24 protein-coding genes, 1 tRNA gene and 2 pseudogenes are annotated in these 17,469 nt (G+C 69.6%); 11 read left to right on the top strand and 16 right to left on the bottom strand.

All coding sequences use genetic code 11. The features are described from left to right. The first annotated feature begins 269 nt into the window (after nt 1–269). Complete coding sequence (locus H0X00_RS01570; protein ID WP_293766883.1) at nt 270–668, top strand: site-specific integrase; 399 nt, start codon at nt 270–272, stop codon at nt 666–668. A 43-nt stretch (nt 669–711) separates the two neighbouring features. Beyond that, nucleotides 712–1,245 (top strand): hypothetical protein, encoded by a 534-nt coding sequence (locus H0X00_RS01565; protein WP_293766881.1) that lies wholly within the window; start codon nt 712–714, stop codon nt 1,243–1,245. A gap of 266 nt (nt 1,246–1,511) precedes the next feature. Here H0X00_RS01565 and H0X00_RS01560 read toward each other — a convergent pair whose 3' ends face one another. Next, nucleotides 1,512–2,123, bottom strand: coding sequence for an ABATE domain-containing protein (locus tag H0X00_RS01560; protein WP_293766879.1), 612 nt, complete (start codon nt 2,121–2,123; stop codon nt 1,512–1,514). A 102-nt stretch (nt 2,124–2,225) separates the two neighbouring features. Here H0X00_RS01560 and H0X00_RS01555 point away from each other — a divergent pair, with 102 nt between their 5' ends. The 5 genes from H0X00_RS01555 to H0X00_RS01535 all read left to right on the top strand — a co-directional run bounded on the left by H0X00_RS01555 (nt 2,226) and on the right by H0X00_RS01535 (nt 6,246). After that, nucleotides 2,226–2,795: a TIGR03086 family metal-binding protein gene (locus H0X00_RS01555; RefSeq protein WP_293766877.1), complete on the top strand. Its 570-nt coding sequence runs from the start codon at nt 2,226–2,228 to the stop codon at nt 2,793–2,795. A 14-nt stretch (nt 2,796–2,809) separates the two neighbouring features. After that, on the top strand, nt 2,810–3,397 hold the full coding sequence (locus H0X00_RS01550) for a peroxiredoxin-like family protein (RefSeq protein WP_293766875.1): 588 nt from the start codon (nt 2,810–2,812) through the stop codon (nt 3,395–3,397). A gap of 939 nt (nt 3,398–4,336) precedes the next feature. Beyond that, nucleotides 4,337–4,963 carry a DUF305 domain-containing protein gene (locus tag H0X00_RS01545; RefSeq protein WP_293766872.1) on the top strand — a complete coding sequence of 209 codons (627 nt, stop codon included), beginning with the start codon at nt 4,337–4,339 and terminating at the stop codon, nt 4,961–4,963. 103 nt (nt 4,964–5,066) lie between these two features. Further along, on the top strand, nt 5,067–5,900 hold the full coding sequence (locus tag H0X00_RS01540; protein WP_293766870.1) for a F510_1955 family glycosylhydrolase: 834 nt from the start codon (nt 5,067–5,069) through the stop codon (nt 5,898–5,900). A gap of 37 nt (nt 5,901–5,937) precedes the next feature. Then, the gene (locus tag H0X00_RS01535) at nt 5,938–6,246 is read left to right on the top strand and encodes a thioredoxin family protein (RefSeq protein ID WP_293766868.1); all 309 of its coding nucleotides are present in this window, start codon (nt 5,938–5,940) and stop codon (nt 6,244–6,246) included. Nucleotides 6,247–6,259: 13 nt separating this feature from the next. Here H0X00_RS01535 and H0X00_RS23590 read toward each other — a convergent pair. The 4 genes and pseudogenes from H0X00_RS23590 to H0X00_RS01520 all read right to left on the bottom strand — a co-directional run. Beyond that, nucleotides 6,260–6,471, bottom strand: a pseudogene (locus tag H0X00_RS23590) (hypothetical protein); the annotation flags it as partial. Between the two features lie 147 nt (nt 6,472–6,618). Further along, a complete protein-coding gene (locus H0X00_RS01530) occupies nt 6,619–6,858 on the bottom strand; it encodes a hypothetical protein (protein ID WP_293766866.1) in 240 nt (79 codons plus the stop codon). Beyond that, complete coding sequence (locus H0X00_RS01525; protein WP_293766863.1) at nt 6,855–7,067, bottom strand: hypothetical protein; 213 nt, start codon at nt 7,065–7,067, stop codon at nt 6,855–6,857. Before H0X00_RS01525 ends, H0X00_RS01530 begins: the two co-directional genes overlap by 4 nt. Before the next feature lie 284 nt (nt 7,068–7,351). Further along, nucleotides 7,352–7,840, bottom strand: coding sequence for a hypothetical protein (locus tag H0X00_RS01520; protein WP_293766860.1), 489 nt, complete (start codon nt 7,838–7,840; stop codon nt 7,352–7,354). On the opposite strand from H0X00_RS01520, the pseudogene H0X00_RS23585 reads away from it, so the two are divergent. Both H0X00_RS23585 and H0X00_RS01515 read left to right on the top strand, forming a co-directional pair. After that, nucleotides 7,805–8,263, top strand: a pseudogene (locus tag H0X00_RS23585) (CopD family protein); the annotation flags it as partial. The gene H0X00_RS01520 and the pseudogene H0X00_RS23585 overlap by 36 nt on opposite strands. Nucleotides 8,264–8,801: 538 nt before the next feature. Then, complete coding sequence (locus H0X00_RS01515) at nt 8,802–9,020, top strand: hypothetical protein (protein WP_293766858.1); 219 nt, start codon at nt 8,802–8,804, stop codon at nt 9,018–9,020. 16 nt (nt 9,021–9,036) lie between these two features. Here H0X00_RS01515 and H0X00_RS01510 read toward each other — a convergent pair whose 3' ends face one another. Together H0X00_RS01510 and H0X00_RS01505 are read right to left on the bottom strand one after the other, a co-directional pair. Continuing rightward, complete coding sequence (locus H0X00_RS01510) at nt 9,037–10,008, bottom strand: M56 family metallopeptidase (protein ID WP_293766856.1); 972 nt, start codon at nt 10,006–10,008, stop codon at nt 9,037–9,039. Beyond that, complete coding sequence (locus H0X00_RS01505) at nt 10,005–10,430, bottom strand: BlaI/MecI/CopY family transcriptional regulator (protein WP_293766854.1); 426 nt, start codon at nt 10,428–10,430, stop codon at nt 10,005–10,007. Before H0X00_RS01505 ends, H0X00_RS01510 begins: the two co-directional genes overlap by 4 nt. Before the next feature lie 41 nt (nt 10,431–10,471). Here H0X00_RS01505 and H0X00_RS01500 point away from each other — a divergent pair, with 41 nt between their 5' ends. Then, complete coding sequence (locus H0X00_RS01500; protein ID WP_293766853.1) at nt 10,472–10,654, top strand: hypothetical protein; 183 nt, start codon at nt 10,472–10,474, stop codon at nt 10,652–10,654. A 661-nt stretch (nt 10,655–11,315) separates the two neighbouring features. On the opposite strand, the gene H0X00_RS01495 is transcribed toward H0X00_RS01500, so the two are convergent. The 3 genes from H0X00_RS01495 to H0X00_RS01485 form a co-directional block, all read right to left on the bottom strand. Then, nucleotides 11,316–12,065, bottom strand: coding sequence for a hypothetical protein (locus H0X00_RS01495; protein ID WP_293766852.1), 750 nt, complete (start codon nt 12,063–12,065; stop codon nt 11,316–11,318). Next, nucleotides 12,062–12,712: a helix-turn-helix domain-containing protein gene (locus H0X00_RS01490; protein ID WP_293766851.1), complete on the bottom strand. Its 651-nt coding sequence runs from the start codon at nt 12,710–12,712 to the stop codon at nt 12,062–12,064. The genes H0X00_RS01495 and H0X00_RS01490 overlap by 4 nt, the downstream gene beginning before the upstream one ends. 258 nt (nt 12,713–12,970) lie before the next feature. Beyond that, nucleotides 12,971–13,114, bottom strand: a complete 144-nt coding sequence (locus H0X00_RS01485) for a hypothetical protein (RefSeq protein ID WP_293766850.1) — start codon at nt 13,112–13,114, stop codon at nt 12,971–12,973. Between the two features lie 273 nt (nt 13,115–13,387). Between H0X00_RS01485 and H0X00_RS01480 the strand changes: the two genes are divergently transcribed. Beyond that, a complete protein-coding gene (locus tag H0X00_RS01480) occupies nt 13,388–14,026 on the top strand; it encodes a tyrosine-type recombinase/integrase (RefSeq protein ID WP_293766847.1) in 639 nt (212 codons plus the stop codon). 8 nt (nt 14,027–14,034) lie between these two features. Here the strand turns inward: H0X00_RS01480 and H0X00_RS01475 are convergent, their stop codons facing one another. The 6 genes from H0X00_RS01475 to H0X00_RS01450 form a co-directional block, all read right to left on the bottom strand. After that, on the bottom strand, nt 14,035–14,238 hold the full coding sequence (locus H0X00_RS01475; protein WP_293766846.1) for a DUF433 domain-containing protein: 204 nt from the start codon (nt 14,236–14,238) through the stop codon (nt 14,035–14,037). Between the two features lie 161 nt (nt 14,239–14,399). Then, nucleotides 14,400–14,483: transfer RNA gene (locus H0X00_RS01470), tRNA-Leu, on the bottom strand. A gap of 16 nt (nt 14,484–14,499) precedes the next feature. Beyond that, on the bottom strand, nt 14,500–15,306 hold the full coding sequence (locus H0X00_RS01465) for a uracil-DNA glycosylase (RefSeq protein WP_367186388.1): 807 nt from the start codon (nt 15,304–15,306) through the stop codon (nt 14,500–14,502). Nucleotides 15,307–15,394: 88 nt separating this feature from the next. After that, a complete protein-coding gene (locus tag H0X00_RS01460; protein WP_293766844.1) occupies nt 15,395–16,339 on the bottom strand; it encodes a Ppx/GppA phosphatase family protein in 945 nt (314 codons plus the stop codon). 164 nt (nt 16,340–16,503) lie between these two features. Next, nucleotides 16,504–17,004: a DUF501 domain-containing protein gene (locus H0X00_RS01455; protein ID WP_293766843.1), complete on the bottom strand. Its 501-nt coding sequence runs from the start codon at nt 17,002–17,004 to the stop codon at nt 16,504–16,506. 14 nt (nt 17,005–17,018) lie between these two features. Continuing rightward, on the bottom strand, nt 17,019–17,469 hold a 451-nt coding region (locus H0X00_RS01450), incomplete at its 5' end, for a septum formation initiator family protein (RefSeq protein WP_293766840.1).

Raw genomic sequence — 17,469 nt, 5'->3', positions numbered from 1 at the left:
GCACGACCAGGTGACAGCTTGGGTCCGGCGCCCCGGCGGCCTGGTGTGGACATGACGAGCTCGTACTCGATGGAGGTCAATCATTCCGGGGCGGGCAACCGCGGGCACGGCGACGAGACGAGACGGCTGAACTTTTCCGGTCGTTGAGCGAGTAGCCGATCCCGGCTGGACTACACGTGCCTGATCGCGCACCCGGTAGAGCTGCCCTCGCCGGTGCGGTGTTTCGGTGATGCCAGCCAGCAACTTAGACACCTGACGGACCATCATGGATGGTTTCGCCGCTTACCACCACGCGGCGCGCGACCCGCCTCATGCATATTCCCCGCACGCAGGCCCGCGCCGCCCAGGCCGCCGAACGACTGATCGCGGGCGACACCTGGACCGACCTCGACCTGGTGTTCGCCCAACCGAACGGGCGGCCGATCCAGCCCCGCGCCGACTGGGAGGCGTGGAAGGCTCTGCTCGCCCGCGCCGGAGTCCGGGACGCCCGGCTGCACGACGCCCGCCACACCGCCGCCACGCTGCTGCTGGAACAGGGCGTCGACATCCGGGTGGTCCAGGAGATCCTGGGCCACTCCACGCTGGCCGTGACCAAGCGGTACACCCACGTCACTGACACCCTGGCTCGCGATGCCGCCGAGCGGATGGGCCGGGCGCTGTGGGACTGACGGCCGGTCGGAGATCGTCGTCGGCGGCTGAGAAGGTGCTCGCATGGTCGCCCACGTCTTCGTCGATGAGACCAAGCAGCGGGGCTACCAACTCGTCGCCGCCCACACCGGAGCGGCAGACCTGACGGACGACCTACGCCAGTTGGTACGGGGGCTCGTCCTCAAGGGCCAGCGCCGCGTACACATGACGAAGGAGTCCGACCCGCGCAAGCGCGTGATCGTAGCCGCGATCTGCGGCAGCGCCATCACGGCGACGGTCTACGACGCGTGCCGGCGGTACTCCCACGAACTCGACGCGCGGGCAGCCTGCCTGGGCGCGCTCATCGACGACCTCGCTCGGGGCGGCGCGACCCGGCTGCTGATCGAACAGGACGACTCGCTCCTGCGCTGGGACCTTCAGCGGCTGATCGAACTCACGCGGACGGCGAACTGCGGCGACAGCCTGCGCTACGAGCACCAGCGCGGCCAGGCCGAACTGCTCCTCGCGATCCCCGACGCCATCGCGTGGTGCTGGGCCAAGGGCGGTGACTGGCGGCGCCCGATCGAACCCATCGTCACCGACGTCCGCCGGGTCTAGACAGCGCGAAGCCCGGCTCACCAACCGTCCGGATGGCTGCCGGGCTCACTTCCTGAAGCTCAGCGCAACAGGCGATCACCAGTGTACGCCGAACGTTCGGGCCGTCCACAGGATTGGGCCGTCCGGCGACCCTCGTGCGCGCCGGCGGACAGGGGCGAACTGCAACCCCAACTGCAACCCGTCAGTGCTGCGCCGGGGACGCGCACCGATGCGGTCGACGTGACATCCGGAGGCCTACGCCGAGGCCCCGGTCTCGGCGGCTAGTCCTAGTCCGGAGCCGTGGAACGTCGGCCGGTCTGAGGTCGGTCCTGGCCGGATTTGGCAGCGGCCCGATGCCGCGTGACCCGTGCGCGGGTGCTGCACTGCGGTGAGCAGAACTGCTGGCGCGGGGCGGGCACGAAATACCCGATGCAACCGGGTCCCCCGCAAGACCGGACCTGACCGGTGGCCACGACCTGCAGCGCGTCGTCGCACAACGCTGCCCGGATATCGGAGTCGGCCCCAGCCGCCCGGCGGCGCCTCACGCGCATGCCGTTGGTCTGGTCGTCCGCGATCTCCATCCAGATCGGCGCGCTCCGCGAGCATTCGTTGATGTGCCGAAGGGTGCCGGTCGAGATGTGACCCCAGCCGGTGGCCGCGTCGAACAGCGACCGGATCTGCTGCCGGTCCTCAAGCAGGGCCCGGCGCAGCGATTCAGATGCCCGGAGCGTGTCCCGGCACCCATCCTGCGCCAACCGTTCCGCCACCGCATCCAGCCATTGCCGCAGACCATGGCGGGATTCCATTACGTCGACGGTGCGTCCCCCCGTGACCCAGACCGTGTTGACGAAATCGACGGCCAAGGAAAGGCCGGCGATCGGCGAGGGGGGGTCGCTCACATCAGGATTCTCTCGGGTCGGCCCGCAGCCGTTGCCTGTAGTGCATCGACGGCCTATTGTAACGGTACAAATCGTTTTTCCCGTTACTACGGAGGTTTCGAAGTGGCCGAACTGGAGCTGTTGAAGAGCGCTGATGCACGGTTGCTGGGGCTGGTTGATCTGCTGGACGACGAGGATCTGGGCCGGGCCACCCCATGCACCGGGTGGGACGTCCGCGCGATGCTGAGTCACACGTTGCAGACGATGGCGCTGTTTTCCGCGACCTTGGACGGAGGCCGCGGTCCGACCGAGGCTGAAGTCTTCGGTGGCGACGACGTTCTCGATGGGGACGCGAAGGGCGCGGCGCGGCGCATCGTGGATCGCTCTCACGCCGCATGGGGCGCGGTATCGGACTGGGACGCCCCGGTGACAATCGTGCTCGGCACCGTGCCGGCCGCGCAGGCCATCGCGGTCATCACCTACTCGACCCTGCTCCACAGCTGGGACCTCGCGGTCGCGATCGGGGAGAAGGTCGAATTCAGCGAGGAGGAGGCGCAGCTCGCCGAAGCGGTCGGCTCGCAACTGGTGCCGATGATGCGACCGAAAGGCCGGTTCGGGCCGGAGGTGCAAGCGGCTACCGGGGCGACCCCGACCGAGCGAGTCGTCGCGTTCAGCGGGCGGCATCCGCTGTGAAAGGGAAAGCTCTGATGGTCAATCAGAAGAGCCGCCGGATTGCGCCCGGCGCGGACGTCGGCACCCGGAAGCTGATCAGCATCTACGGCGAGCCCGTGCTGGTTCCGGACCCGAACATGCTCGTGCATCTGCAGTTCCGGCGCTTTGCCGGATGCCCAATGTGTCATCTGCACCTGCAGGCCCTCCGCGCACGCTATGCCGAGATCGAAGCCGCCGGCATCCGTGAAGTCGTGCTGTTTCACTCCTCGACAACCTCGCTACTCGCCCACCAGAGCGATCCGCCCCCGTTCGCGGTGGTAGGCGACCCAGAAAAGCGCCTCTATCGGGAGTTCGGCGTCGAGGCGTCCTGGCGAGCTCCGCTGCACCCGGGCGCATGGCGGGCGGAAGTGCGTGGTCTGCTGGCCAAACGGAGAAAGTTTGCCTTCGACTTCAACGGTGGCCCGCGCGGACTCCCGGCCGACTTCCTCGTGGCACCCAACGGCAAAGTGCTGGCCAGCAAGTACGGAGTTCACGGCTACGACCAGTGGTCGGTGGACGAGATCCTCAAACTGGCCGCCGAGGCGTCGTCGGCCGGGACGGACATTCGCTCAAACCCAGGCTGACGGCGACCATTTACGACGCCGCCAGGCGGTACCCGACCGACCGAGCCGCCCGAGCCGCCTGTCTGACTGCACTGGTCGAGGACCTCGCCGCCGCCGGCAGCGACACGCGGGTAGTGATCGAGCAGAACGATTCCTTGGTGAGCTTCGACAGTCAGCGACTCATCGAGGCTGTCCGGGCCGCCGACGCGCGAGAGTCCATCCGCTACGTGCACTCGCGGGCCCACACCGAACCGCTACTCGCCCTGCCGGACGTTGCTGCGTGGTGTTGGGCCGTTCCGGTGACTGGCGCCGGCGGATCGCCCCGATCCTGGGCGCCGTCCGCTCAGTCTGACCAGACCCAGGAAAGCGCGAAGCCCGAGCGCCACGTCCGTCCGGACGGGTCTCGGGCTCACTTCCTGAAGCTCAGCGCAACAGGCGATCATCCAGTGTACGCCGACCGCGCGGGACGTCCACAGGATTGCGCAGAACGGCGGCGGCAGCGGCCACCGCGGCTCTCCCAACTGCAACCCACAACTGCAACCCACAACTGCAACCCACAACTGCAACCCAACGGGCTCGGGCGACGGCCTTGCGCCCCTGTCATTTGGTATCTGCGCAGGTGAGAGACGGTGCCCGGGACGGGATTTGAACCCGTACTCCCTTTCGGGAAGCGAGGTTTAAGGTCGCCCCGATGGGTTGTGATGATCCGTCAGAGTCCGTTTCCGCAGGTCAGGAGCCTCGGCGGACTTACGTGGATCAGGCCGGACGCGGCCGTACTGCAACTGGAACTGCAACTGAAAGCCCGCCAGCGACCTCGGCGCCACCGACGCCCAGACGCAACCGAGCGCGGCATTGAACACGGCCCATAGTACTAATATCCGTAGTATGTAACCGCCCGGCCGCCGGCGCAATCTCGGCCGGGTGCGTCAGCCACACGACCAGACGAAGAAGAGAGGGCCGATGAGCTTTACGCGACGACTGCCCCGAACGGCCGCCGCAGCGCTCGTCGCCTTCACGGCCGCCGCTGTGCTGACCGCTTGTGGCGGTGGCGGTGGCGAAGGCGTCACCGCGCAACCCGTTGCTGACTCCAACTTCAACGTCGCCGACGTCAACTTCGCTCAGTTGATGCTCCCGCATCACCTGCAGGCGGTGAAGATAGCTTCGCTGGCCGCGACGCGCGCGAAGGACCCGAAGGTCAAGAAACTGGCCGCGGCGATCGTGGCGGGGAAGGCGCCCGAGGTGGAGGCGATGCAGATGTGGCTCGCGAATTGGGGCGCGCCGCTGATGGCCGGGATGCCTGGCATGGACTTCACCCAGATGAGCCCCGAACAGCTGGCCGAGATCATGCCGGAGGCGCTGCCGCGCCTGGCGAGCGGCGGCGAGATCGAGCGGCTGACCGCAGCCAAGGGGGCACGATTCGACCGACTGTTCCTCACTCTCATGCTCGAACTCCACCGTGGTGCCCTCGCGATCGCGGGCAGTGCGCAGGACGCCGGAAGCAACCCCGCGGCGACCGCGCTGGCCTCGGACATCGAGTCCGCCCAAAAGGCGGAACTCGCCCGCATTCAAAAGCTCCTCGACGCCTGATGCGACGTCTGGACGCGACACGATGAGGTGGGTGCCCGGGCGGGCCCTGGTCGCTACCATCGGTACGGCCCTGGTCGTACTCCTCGGCACGGCGGTCACGCTGGTGGTCACCAACGGCGATTCGAAGGACACCGCGGCCGGGCAGCAGCCCCTGTCCGCCGACGACTACCCCGAACTCGGTCTGGAGCACGTGCACGCACTCGGCGTCGATCCCGCCGACGGCGTGCTGTATGCCGCCAGCCACTTCGGGATCTTCCGGATACCCGCAACCGGCAAGGCAACCCGGGTCGCCAATCGCTACCAGGACACCATGGGCTTCACCATCACCGGCCCGAACACCTTCCTCGGCTCCGGGCACCCCGACCTGCGGGAGAACCTGCCCTCTCGCCTCGGCCTGATCGAATCTACCGACGGCGCGAATACCTGGGTTCCGCTCAGTCTGAGCGGCAAGGCCGACTTCCACACCCTGCATGCCGTTCACGGCCGCGTCTACGGCTACGAATCCGGCAGCGGCACCTTCATGGTCTCGCCCGACCGCGTGCAGTGGGAAACTCGGAGCACGCGCCCGATGCGGGATTTCGTCGTCGATCCGCAGGATCCGGAGAACATCCTCGCGACGACATCCGACGGCCTTTTGCGCAGCACCGACGGAGGCCGAACCTGGGCCGCCGTGGCGGGGGCGCCCACCTTGGTCGTCGTGGCCTGGGCAAGCCCAGACACCCTCTACGGCATCGACACTGACGGTGCAGTGCACCATTCCCGTGACGGCGGTGCGGGCTGGACCGAGCGCGGCACAATCGCGGGCGAGCCCGAGGCGTTAACGGTGGACGTACGCAACGGCGCGCAGACCCTCTACGTCGCAGCCGAGCGCGGAATACTGCAGAGCACCGACGGTGGGACAAGTTTCACCACCCGATACGCCGACCGGTCGTCGTGAGCCGCGCGCTCGGGACGACGCGGTGCTGGGATGGCCCATGAAGGTTCAGGTACTGCACGTCGCGGATTGCCCGAATGCGGAACTCCTCGCGCGGCGAGCACAGGAGGTGCTGGCCGCACTTGCGGACGTGACGGTGTCCCTACAGCTGATCGTGGATCACGCAGACGCGGTAGTCCTCGGGATGCACGGTTCGCCGACGCTGCTGGTGGACGGCCGCGACCCGTTCCCCCGGACCAACATCGAGCCGAGCGTGTCCTGTCGCTTGTACCGGGACGAACACGGTGACCTGCGCGGCGCCCCCAGCATCAACGATCTGCGACAGGTCCTCCTAGCAGGCCTGCCGTAGCCGCCGGCTGCGGTCAGACGCTCAGCGCCCGGAAGCGTCGCAGACGCTGGCTGTTGCTCACGACGAACACCGAACTCAAGGCCATCGTGGCGCAGCGATGAGGGGGTTGAGGAAACCGCCCGCAGCCAGCGGAAGGGCAGCCACGTTGTAGCCGAAGGCCCACACCAGATTGCTTTTGATCGTCCCCAGCGTGGGCCGGGCCAGCCGGATCGCGTCCGCGGCGGCACCTTGGAACGGCCGCGCCACGAGGCACCGCCGGCCACCAACCCGGTCGAGAAACCTGTGGCGAAAAACGCCAACGTAGACATGAAAAGCGATAACTCCCCGTGGGGGCGGATTTTTCGGACCGCACACCGATCGGTGGTTAGCGGGTCAGTCATTCCCGACATGGGCATCGGTGTCGCGGGACGCGGGTTGGGTGGCGCGTAGGGCAGCCAATTGCGCTCGGGCCGCCTCGATCTCCGCCTGCTCGGAGCCCCGGCCTGCCGTTACGTCCGGCGCCGAGGGCCGCGTCGTGGCGCACCGGACCTTGCGCATGGGCCGGATGCAGAACACGTAGGTCAGGCCGATGGCCGCCAGCAGGGTCGCGACAGGCAGGACAAGCGAGTTCATCGGGGCGAGGCCTTGGGATTGGCGTCGCGCTGCGCCGCCTGCAGCTGGTCGATCTCGGCGCGAAGCCGGGCCAACTCACCGCTGTTGGCAGGGACCTGGGCAGGCGCGGTCTGCGACGAACCGCCGCGGCCGCGCATCATGAACCACATCATCGCCCCCATACCGACCGGACAGGCCAGGATGGCCAGGCTCCTGAGCAGCTCTACCATGATCTTCTTCTCCTGTGGGTTTGGCGCCCGCGCCCGCGAAGGAACCTTCGTGAGCGGTTACTACTAAGGTCAATAGTATCAAACTGACGACGAGGGTGCGGTGCGTACCTTTACCAGGAGGGTCTCGATCACGGCGCCCAACTGAGTTGCGGTGCTTCGACCGATCCCGCGAGCAGCGTTCCAACCCTGACGGTCCATCACGAAAGAGGTGGGCACGGCGCCGCGGGGGCGACGGCAGTCAAGATTCCAGCTGTCCTGATGTATACTACTAAGCAATGTAGTTGCTAGTTGCGATATTGCGGGTCGCGGCCGGCCGGAACCGGGGTGATCCGGTCGTCGACCGCCTCAGAGGCTGATCGGTCGCGCTCCCGGGGAGGCGATCGACCGGGCGAGCACTCGACGGCGGCGCCGGAGTCGAGCGCCGGGTCGGTGGCGTGGGCCTCGGTGTCAACGTCACGACCGTGCCGGTCATAGCGGCCAGGTCGTTGAGCCAGCGTTGTCCCTCCAGAGGCAGGGCTCCTCCCGACGGGCGTGCGACCGGCACCCGGCCCGATGCCTTGGGCCTGGCTGCGCTGGTCCTCGGACAGGGCAGCCTGTGGCGAGGAGCCAGCAGCCTCTCGCTGCAGGAACTCTTCGACGGGCGGGCCGGTCGTGCGGCGTTGACCGAGATCGTGGCGTTCGCGGTCGCCGGCGGTCTTGCGGCGGCGCGGCGCGAGCGTTGGGCAGGAATCCCGCTCATGGCTGTGGTGCTCGCCGAGGGTCTGCGCGCCCACGCTGCGACAGCTGCACCTGGATGGGGAGCCCTGCTCACCGCGGTCCACGTCCTGGCCGCCTCGATCTGGGTCGGTGCGCTGACCTTCGTCGTGATCGTGATGGTCCGCTGGCGCCGGCTGGGGTGGAGCACGCACGCACGGGCGGTGCTCGGCGCGTACGCCCGGCTGGCGCTCTGGTTGTTCGCGGGCGTAGTGGTCAGCGGAACCCTGAGCGCGTTGCTCCTGGTCCCGTGGTCGGCGTGGACCACCACCGCCTACGGCCGCGTGTTGCTGGTTAAGGTTGCGCTCGTCGGTGTGGTCACGGTCCTCGCGCTGGTAGCCCGACGCCACCTGAGTGCTCGGTCCGCCCCGGCCACGCAGCGTTCACCACGTGTCCGAATCCTCGGTGCGGAGACCGGGGTGCTGGCGCTGGTCGTGTCGCTCACCGCATTCCTCGTCTCCCTGCCGACACCACGCGCCCTCGGAGGTTCCGCGCTGCCAATTCCGCCACCTCCTGTCGGCTTGTCCGTTCCCCTCGGTGCTCGCGCCGGAGCCATCGGCGTGAGCGCGACCGCGAGCGAGGGACAGCTGGTCGTGCGCCTGTCGGCACCGCGTCTCGGTAACAGGGCCGTCGACACCGCGGACCGGAACCATTACGACCTATCCGGCACCCTCACCACGGACGCGGGCGCGGAGCAGCCGTTGGCCTGGTTGAGCTGCGGACCCGGATGCTTCGTCACCGCGATCCGCTGGCCCGACGGCGTCAACACGGTGCGCCTTCGGGCCCGAGCCGAAGGATGGCCCGGAGGAACCGTGCAGCTGACGCTGCCATGGCCCGCTCGCCCCGGGGGTGACGAGCTGCGCGCCGTCGTAGCGGCAATGCGCAAGCTGGGCAGCATCGTCATCGAGGAGCGCGTCACCAGCGACACGAGCGCGGGGGCCCGCCCCGGTGATGCGGCTACGCGGAACCGCCGCGGAGTTCTTGGAGAGCGAACTCTACGGATCGGGGGTCGCGTCCCAGGCCGTCATCGTGGGCAGGACAACCGACGGAGACATCATCCTGCGTGTCGGCTTTCCCGCGGAGCTGGTCCAGGCCGAACTGGTGCTCGACGGCGAGCACCGCATCCTGCGGGAAACCCTGACCGCGCCGTATCACCTGATCACGCGCACATTCGGTTATCCCCGCGGCGTCAAGCGGTAGCGCAACCGTCCGAGCCTCAGGCCGTCCGGTCGAGCGTCGGAGCGGAGCAGTAGCCCGCGTGTGTTGCGGCCCAGGCCGGAGTCGCCGCGATCGCGATCGGCATGGCCGCGGTCACCACTACCGCCGCGCCGATCGCCGCGCGGTGCGCGAGGCCGAGACGGTGCGCGGGATTGACCAGCCGCCGCACGCGCGCCACTGCGGCGATGTCGGCCGCGCCCATCGCCATGGCAGGGACGGATCCTTCCGCCAGGTGGACCAGTGCGCTGGCCACGGTGAATCGCCCGGCACCGACCGCGGCGTCGTCGTCGTCGGCGATCATCTCCAACAGCCGCGCCTGTTCGGCCTGGGCCCAACGCAAGCCCGGCATCAGCGGCATGGTTCCCGCCAGCGCGGCTGCGCCGGCGAGGACGAGGTGGTGCCGGCCCCGCAGGTGCGCACGCTCGTGGGCGAGCACGGCCGCTAGTTCATCAGGACCCAGGGCGGACACGGCGGCGGTAGTCAGCACGATAGTTCCCTCGCGCCCGGGTACGCAGTACGCCGCAGCAGTGGGGTGATCCACGATGAACGCGTCGAGGGTGCAATCGCGATGAGCAACTAGGTGCAACCGCGTCAGGTGCTCGCGGCGAAGCCGCCGGGCGTCGCGCAATCCCGTCGTCAGCAGGTAGGTCACGCGTGCGGCAAATCCCAGCGTGGCGGCGAGCCCGGTCGCGTGCAACACCGCGCCTTCGAGGGTGTCGTACTGGGCGCGCAAGGCCATCAGACACGTGTGGAGCACCTCAGCGGGGTTCGTGGTCACGATCGCCCGCAGCGGGACAACAGCAGTGATTCCGGCAAGCAGCAACGCCAGCACGACGGACCCAGAGAGAGCTTGCCACGCGGCGACACCCAGGCGCGGTGCGCGCTGAGGCCAGGCGCACCGCCGCAGCAGCGCCGCTCCGGCGGTGCCCGCACCGATCGCATAGGCGAGCAGGACCAGGCTGTCCGTCATCGAGCTCCACCCTTGCGCCGGGATCGAGCAGGTAACCCACCAGAGGATGCTGCCGGAGCTTGGTCAAGGGCGGCGCGGAGGCGGTTCAGTTCCGCCGGAGTCATCTGCTCCACAAAACGCAGCAGGGGCGCGGTCCGATCCTCGCTGTCGGCGAGGACCGCGGCGATCAACTCGGCGCTGTGCTCGGCGCGGCTACGGACCGGGGTGTAGCGGTAGGCGCGGCCATCGGGAACCCGGCTCAGGACGCCCTTGGTGTGCAGGTTGTCCATCACGGTCATGACCGTCGTGTAGGCCAGCTTGCGGTCGAGGGACAGATCCTCAAGGACCTCGCGCACCAAGGCAGGACGACCCCATGCCCAGAGCCGGTCCATGACGACGGCCTCCAGGTCTCCTAGCTGCCGCACCACGTCGACCGTCCCCACCCTCGTCACCAAAGTCAACTATCGCACATCGTAGTCCGGATGTGCAGTCGGACGCCGGCGGCCAGGCGCCGCCGGAGCGCACAGTTTCACACAGCTACTATCACCACAACCTGGTCGACATCTTCCGCGCACGCGCCGCGGAGGCCGCCTCCGCGGCGATGCACGAGCACCTCGAGCACAACGAGAGCATCGCCCTCCGCGCGTTGGACCTCGACCGCAGCTGACGCAGGCGGACGCGACCGTACGGCACTCTCACCACTCGGCGCTGGAACGTGCCCGCCGACCCACACGACCACTCGTCTGCGACGACCCGTCGTCGCGAGAACTGCTACCACCGGCGCGATCACTACGCCTGCTCATCGCACTTAATTCGGCGTTTCCGCAGGTCAGCAGTGTGCCCAGGACGGGATTTGAACCCGTACGACCTTTCGGTCAGCGAGGTTTAAGGTCGCCTCGATGGGTTTGTGATGGTCCATCAGAGTCCGTTTCCGCAGGTCAGGAGCCTCGGCGGACTTGGGTGGATCAGGCCGGACGCGGCCGTACTGCAACTGGAACTGCAACTGCAACTGCAAGCCCGCCAGCGACCTCGGCGTCACCCACGCCCGGGCCGCGCCTGGGACGCAGATCAACACCGGGACGACCTCCACATCGGGACGTCGCCGCGGGGAACCGCTCGATTACAAGGCGCACGCCGAGCACCGCACCGGGCCTCTTGAGCGTGTGCCCTGGGGTCAGAAACTGCCTCTCCGCCCGCGTGAACCACCACGGTCGCCGGATTTCAACGTCAGATTTAATGTCACGGGACCGGCAGTTCAGCGCTCTGCTTCGAGGGATCGCGCGCCCGGAAACGGCGGCAGACCCGACCTCATCCAGGCGGGGTCGGTGTCACAACCCGACGATGCGGGCAAGCACGTCCATGCCTCGGTCGGCCCCGGGTACGGCGGCGGTGAGTTCGGGTCGCCGCCGGAGATCGGTGAGCGCGGGACGGAGGTGGTCAAGGTCCCGGCGCCGCAGGGTGGTTGGCAGGTTGTCGCTGCGCTGCACCATCGCGGCGAGCACGGAAAAATCGGTGAGGTGCCGATCACGGTGCTGGTCGAGCCGGTTCCGGTAGGCGGCCGCTTTGATCACCAGCGCCCCAGCCAGGTTCGGCCGTGGCACCTCGCCGACGGTGCCGGCGACATCGACGGTGACCAGCTCGGCGCGATCGAGCGCCTGCTGTCCCCCGGGCGTCTGCACGGTCGTGCCGGCAGTTGCTCCGCGTCGGCCGGCCGCACGCGCGCCCACGTTGGTCGGGATGAGCACGTCGATCTGCGCCGACGATTCCGTCGCCACATGCGCCACTGGCTTGGCCCATCGATGCTGGTGCCCGTCGGGTGATTCCCCGGCCGTGGCCCAGCCGAGGTCAATCAGTGCCTGGGTGAACTGGGCCAGGATGTTGGGCTGGGCCCGGATGTCGAGCACGGCGTCGGCGTCCTCAGTGGGCCGGTTCGGCGTGAAGCCCCGCTCGGCGCAGTACAGATGCACCATCTGCCCACCGACCAGGCACCAGCTCCGGCCCAGGCACGCGGTCAACTGAAACAGCGTCAGCCACGCCTGCTCCTGCGCCGCCGTCATGGGCGGCATCACCACGGTCACGATAGGTGCCGCAGGAGCCGCTCGACGGCCGCGGCTTCTCGGGGCCCGTCGTGGTCGGCCAGATCGGCGAGAACCACGGGCAGTGGCAGCGGGCGCGAGACCGCACGGTCCTCGTCGAGCACGTGGACAACCACGTTGGGTTCGCCGCGGGCCGAGAGCAGATACTCCTCAACCAGGTCGTCCAGGTCCCGCGCGACGACGTAGCCCTCGACCACGGAGGCCGCCGCCAGCCCACTACGAACGTCACTGAGCCCCGAGAGCACGATCCGCTCGTCGTCCCGCAGCGCCGGCAGATCGGCAGCCGCCGCAGACCAGCGCTGCACCAGAGCCCGGGAAGGGAGCCAGGAACGCAACAACGCCGCTGGGTTCGAACTCGAGAGCAGCAGTTCACGCTTGCGCCGCAGCCGTGACTGCTCAGGCTGGGTCACGCCGTCCCCACTCCCGCCAGCGAGCAGGTCCAGGAACGCCCACGCCACCCGTCGCGACATCGGACGCCCGAGCCGATCAGAGCGCGCCAGTTGTGCTTCCTCCAGAACCCAAGCTCGCCCCACCCGGCGAGCCCGCAGGTCGCCAACGGCAATCCGCTCCCGCACCCGCCGCTCACTCACCCCCAGCCGGGCAGCCGCCTCCCCCACCGAGATCTCCATAGCACAACCATACCGCTTTAGGAATAGAAGCGCTATGAGCTGCCCGATGCCGCTGATCTGAGCAGGCCGGGGTGCCGCGGTGAGCCGCAGCTCCAACGGCCGCTCCTCGATCTATCAGGGAGCCGACGGCCAGTGGCACGGCTGGGTTACGGTCGGGATCCGACCCGACGGCGCCGCCGACCGCCGCCATCGCATGGCCGGCACCCGCGCGGAGTTGACCGTGAAGGTACGCGAGCTGGAACGGCTGCGCGACGCGGGTCAGCTCGGCGCCCTGGGACCGGCGCCGACGGTGGCCAAGTGGCTGCGGGTGTGGCTGGACACCATCGCGCCGCGGACCGCGTCCACGACGACCATCGAGACCGTGTACCGGCCCCGCATCGAGCGGTGGATCATCCCCCGCATCGGCGGGCACCGGCTCGACCGCGTCCGCCCGGAGCACCTGGACGCCCTGTACCTGGAGTTGGCCGCCTCGGGCCTGTCGAGCAAGAGCGTCCTGATGGTCCATCAGATCCTTGGCCGCTCGTATCGCATGGCCATGCGCCGCGGCATCGTCGGGCGCAACATCACCACCCTCGTCGACCCGCCCCGCCACCGCGAGCCGGAGATGTCGCCCCTGACAGCTGCTGAGGCCCGGCGCATCCTCGCCGCCGCGGCCGAGGTGCCGAACACCGCCCGGTGGTCGGTCGCCCTGGCCCTCGGGCTGCGCCAGAGCGAAGCGCTGGGCCTGCGCTGGCAGCACGTCGACCTCGACCGTCAGCAGATCCGGTCTTCCAGCTCAGGCAAGAGCCGTACCAGCACGGCTGCGACCAGCCCGCGGCCTGCGCCGAGAGCCGGCACCGGGACCGGTGCGGGTCGGGCTGCACCGCCCACGCCCGGCACTGCCCCCAGCGCCGCGGCGGTGAGTGGGGATTCCACGAGCCCAAGGGCGGCAAGACCCGCACCCTCGTCCTGCCGGCGCCGCTGGCCGACCAGCTCGTCCGGCACCGCGCCGCTCCGCAGGCAGCACGGGCAGTTGGGCCGCTGTGGCACGACCTCGATCTGGTCTTCACCCAGCCCGATGGCCGGCACCTCGGCCCGGAGCAGGACTGGCGGGCCTGGAAGGACCTGCTCAAGGTGGCGGGCGTACGCGATGCGCGACTACACGACGCCCGCCACACCGCAGCCACCCTCCTACTGGAACAGGGCGTCGACATCCGGGTCGTGCAGGAGATCCTGGGACACTCCACCCTGGCGATGACCAAGCGCTACACACACGTCACCGACACCCTCGCCCGCCAGGCCGCCGAGCGGATGGGCCGGGCGCTGTGGGACTGACCAGGGGCTCAGGGGCCAGCGGTCCCAGCGGCGAAGCCCAGTACCTCGACCACGTCGGCGGGGATGAGCTGCGGGAAGTCACGGACAAGGTCCGCCGGCGTCTGTCCCTCGGCCAGGTAGGCGAGCACGGTCGCCACCGGGATCCGCGTGCCGGTGATGCAGGGAACACCACCCATGACATCCGGGTCCCGGCTGATCCGTTCGAAGGCCATAGCTGAGGCTACGCCGGTCGCGTTTCCGCAGGGTCTGAACGGCGGCGGCCGCGTGCGGTGCCCCGCGGCCTGCAACTGAATTGCAACTGGGATTGCAACTGGGGCCCGTCGACGGCGGGGCCCGGACTCCTCGAAATCGGTATCACTGCAGGTCAGCGCGGTGCCCGGGACGGGATTTGAACCCGTACTCCCTTTCGGGAAGCGAGGTTTAAGCTCGCCGCGGCTGCCAGTTACGCCACCCGGGCGGGGTGTCCCACCACGCTACCGAGCGAGAGCGGCCGCGCGCCCCAGAACCGCGTCGAGCATCGGCTCGGTCAGTCGGCCGGTGAAGGTGTTCTGCTGGCTTGGGTGGAAGGAGCCGAGCAGCTGCAGGTCGCCGGCGGGGCCTTCGAGTGGCACCTCGACGCCGTGGCCGAACTTCGGCTTCGGCCGCGGGATCGCGATGCCGTGCGCGGCGAGGGTGGCGAGCGCCGCGTCCCAGCCGAAGGAGCCCAGGCAGACCACCACGCGAAGGTGCGGCAGGACGAAGTCGAGTTCGCGGTCGAGCCAGGGCCGGCAGGCATCGCGTTCGTCGTTGGTCGGCTTGTTCAGCGGCGGAGCGCAGCGGACCGCGGCGACCATCCGGGCGTGAATGAGCCGCTGGCCGTCGCCGGCGTGCGTCGAGGTCGGGAGCGCGGCCAGGCCGACCCGGTACAGCGAGGCGAAGAGCCAGTCCCCGCTGCGGTCACCAGTGAAGACGCGTCCGGTCCGGTTGCCGCCGTGCGCGGCCGGCGCGAGGCCGACGATCAGCACCCGCGGCTCATCCTCGCCCCAGCCGGCGATCGGCCGGCCCCAGTACGCCTCGTCGGCAAAGGACCTGCGTCGCTCCAGAGCGACCTGCTCGCGCCACTCGACCAAGCGCGGGCAGGCCCGGCACACGGACTGACGCGCCGTCAGCTCTGCCAGGCCCGGCGCCATCGCGGCCAGCTCGGCGACCGCGGCCGGGTCAGACGCAGCCGGGGTGTCGGCGGAAGCCGGGTCGTCCGGCCACCCGGTCCCGGGCGCGACGAACGGCAACCTCTCCGCGATCACCGCAACCCCGCTACGTCGGCGATCGCGCAACTGAGCGACAGGGTTGAAACGTCTGATGCGGCCGCCCTCCACCAGCCCCAGCTCATCAGCGGGCGATGGAGGCGGCGATGCCGTCGAGGATGTCGTGCTCGGAGACGACCAGGTCCAGGTCACCGAGGCGGGTGACGATGCGGTCGACGACCAACGCTCCGGCACCGATCACGTCGACCCGGCCGGGGTGCATGACGGAGATGGCGGCGCGTTCCTCGCGGGTCGCGGCGAGCAGCCGGGCGGCGATCTCGTGCACGGTGACGGCGGGGATGCGGGAGCCGTGGATCGCGACCGGGTCGTAGGTCTCCAGCCCGAGCGCGATCGCGGCGATCGTGGTGACGGTGCCGGCCACCCCGATCAGGGTCTGCGCCTCCTTGAGCGGGACCACCTCGGCGGCCAGGTCGATGGCGGCGTCGATGTCCGCGGTGGCCGCGGCGATCTCAACGGCGTTCGGCGGGTCGCCGTGCAGCCGACGCTCACGCATCCGCACGCAGCCGACGTCGACGGAGCGGGAGGCCTGCACCGTGCCCCGGCCGTGAACGAGATCACCGAGGACGAACTCCGTGGATCCGCCGCCGACGTCGACGACCAGGTAGGGCCGGGCCAGCCCACCGCCCTGCGGGTCATTAGCCAGGCCATCGGTGGCGCCGGCGAAGGACAGCGCCGCCTCCTGCTCGCCGGTGATCACCTCCGGCTCGATGCCGAGGATCTCGGCGATACCGATCCGGAACTCCGCGGCGTTCTCCGCATCGCGGGTGGCGCTGGTGGCCACGAACCGGACCCGGTCCACGCCGGCCTCCCGGATAGCCTCGGCGTAGGTGCGGGCGGCGGCGAAGGTGCGTTCGAGGGCCTCCGGGGCCAGTCGCCCGGTGGCGTCCACGCCCTGCCCGAGCCGGACCACCAGCATCCGGCGGTCGACGTCGACCAACCCGTCGGGCGTGAGGTCGGCGATCAGCAGCCGGATCGAGTTCGTCCCGCAGTCGATCCCCGCCACCCGCATCGAGCACCCCCGCGACGTCCGAAGAAGCGAGCGCTATAGCTCACCCTCCGTCGGACGCTACGCGACTGGCGTCGGCGCGCGAAGGGGACGTCCGAAGGAGCGAGCGCTATAGCTCACGCCGCTTCGGACGCAACGCGGCAGGAGGCAGCGCGCGACGGGCGGCGCTACGCGATGGGAGGCGCGACGACGCAGGGGCCGCGGGACCACCAGGCGCCGAGCAGCTCCAGGGCCTCGTCGCCGAGGGGGTTCACCCCGGGGCCGGCGGCGAGGGCGTGGCCGGTGAGGACGTGCAGGCACTTCACGCGCGTCGGCATCCCGCCGGCGGAGACGCCTTCGATCTCCGGAACCTCGGCGATCTCGCTGCGGCGCTTGAGGTAGTCCTCGTGCGCGGCCGTGTAGGCGGCAGCCAGCTCCGGGTCGGAAGCCAGCCGTGCGGTCATCTCCCGCATCAGCCCGCCGGCCTCCAGGGTGCCGATCGCGGCGCTCGCCGAGGGGCAGGTCAGGTAGAACGTGGTCGGGAACGGGGTGCCGTCCTCGAGCCGCGGGCGGGTGCGGACCACGTCCGGCAACCCGCACGGGCAGCGGTGCGCGACGTCGACGGCGCCCCGCGGCGGGCGGCCGAGCTGAGCCTCGACCGCCCCGGCGTCCTCCGGTGCGAGGCCCACGGTTACGGCACCACCTACTGCGGCGCGGACTGCCCGGTGGGCAGTTCCTCGACCGGCCGGGCGGCCTCGTTCACCGACTCGAGCATCCGGCCCCACCAGGCGCCGTCGGCCTCGGCCTTGGCGGCCTGCTGTTGCTCGACCAGCAGCGGGTCGGTGACGCGGTAGGCCAGCTCACCGGGCATGACGAAGTGCAGCCGCCGCCGCGCCTCGCGCTCGATGGCGTACGGCTCGTTGGCCGTGGCCACCGCCTTGTCCAGTTCGGCGACCCGTTCGGTGCCGGAGGCCACCTGCAAGCGCAGGTCGGAGATGTTCTGACGCTGGGCCACGTAGCGCTGCGCCGGGATGGCCACCGTCATCGCGACCACGAACAGGACCGCGGCGAAGACCGCAACCCGTCGGGTGAAGTAGCTGCGCGGTCCTGTGCCCGGCGCCTGAACCGGCTCGGGGCCGGGCTGGGCCGGGAAC

The sequence above is a fragment of the Sporichthya sp. genome, from assembly GCF_013815995.1.
GTDB lineage: Bacteria > Actinomycetota > Actinomycetes > Sporichthyales > Sporichthyaceae > Sporichthya.
Note: the sequence above shows the minus strand (reverse complement) of the source record. Positions and strands in the feature narration are given on the sequence as shown.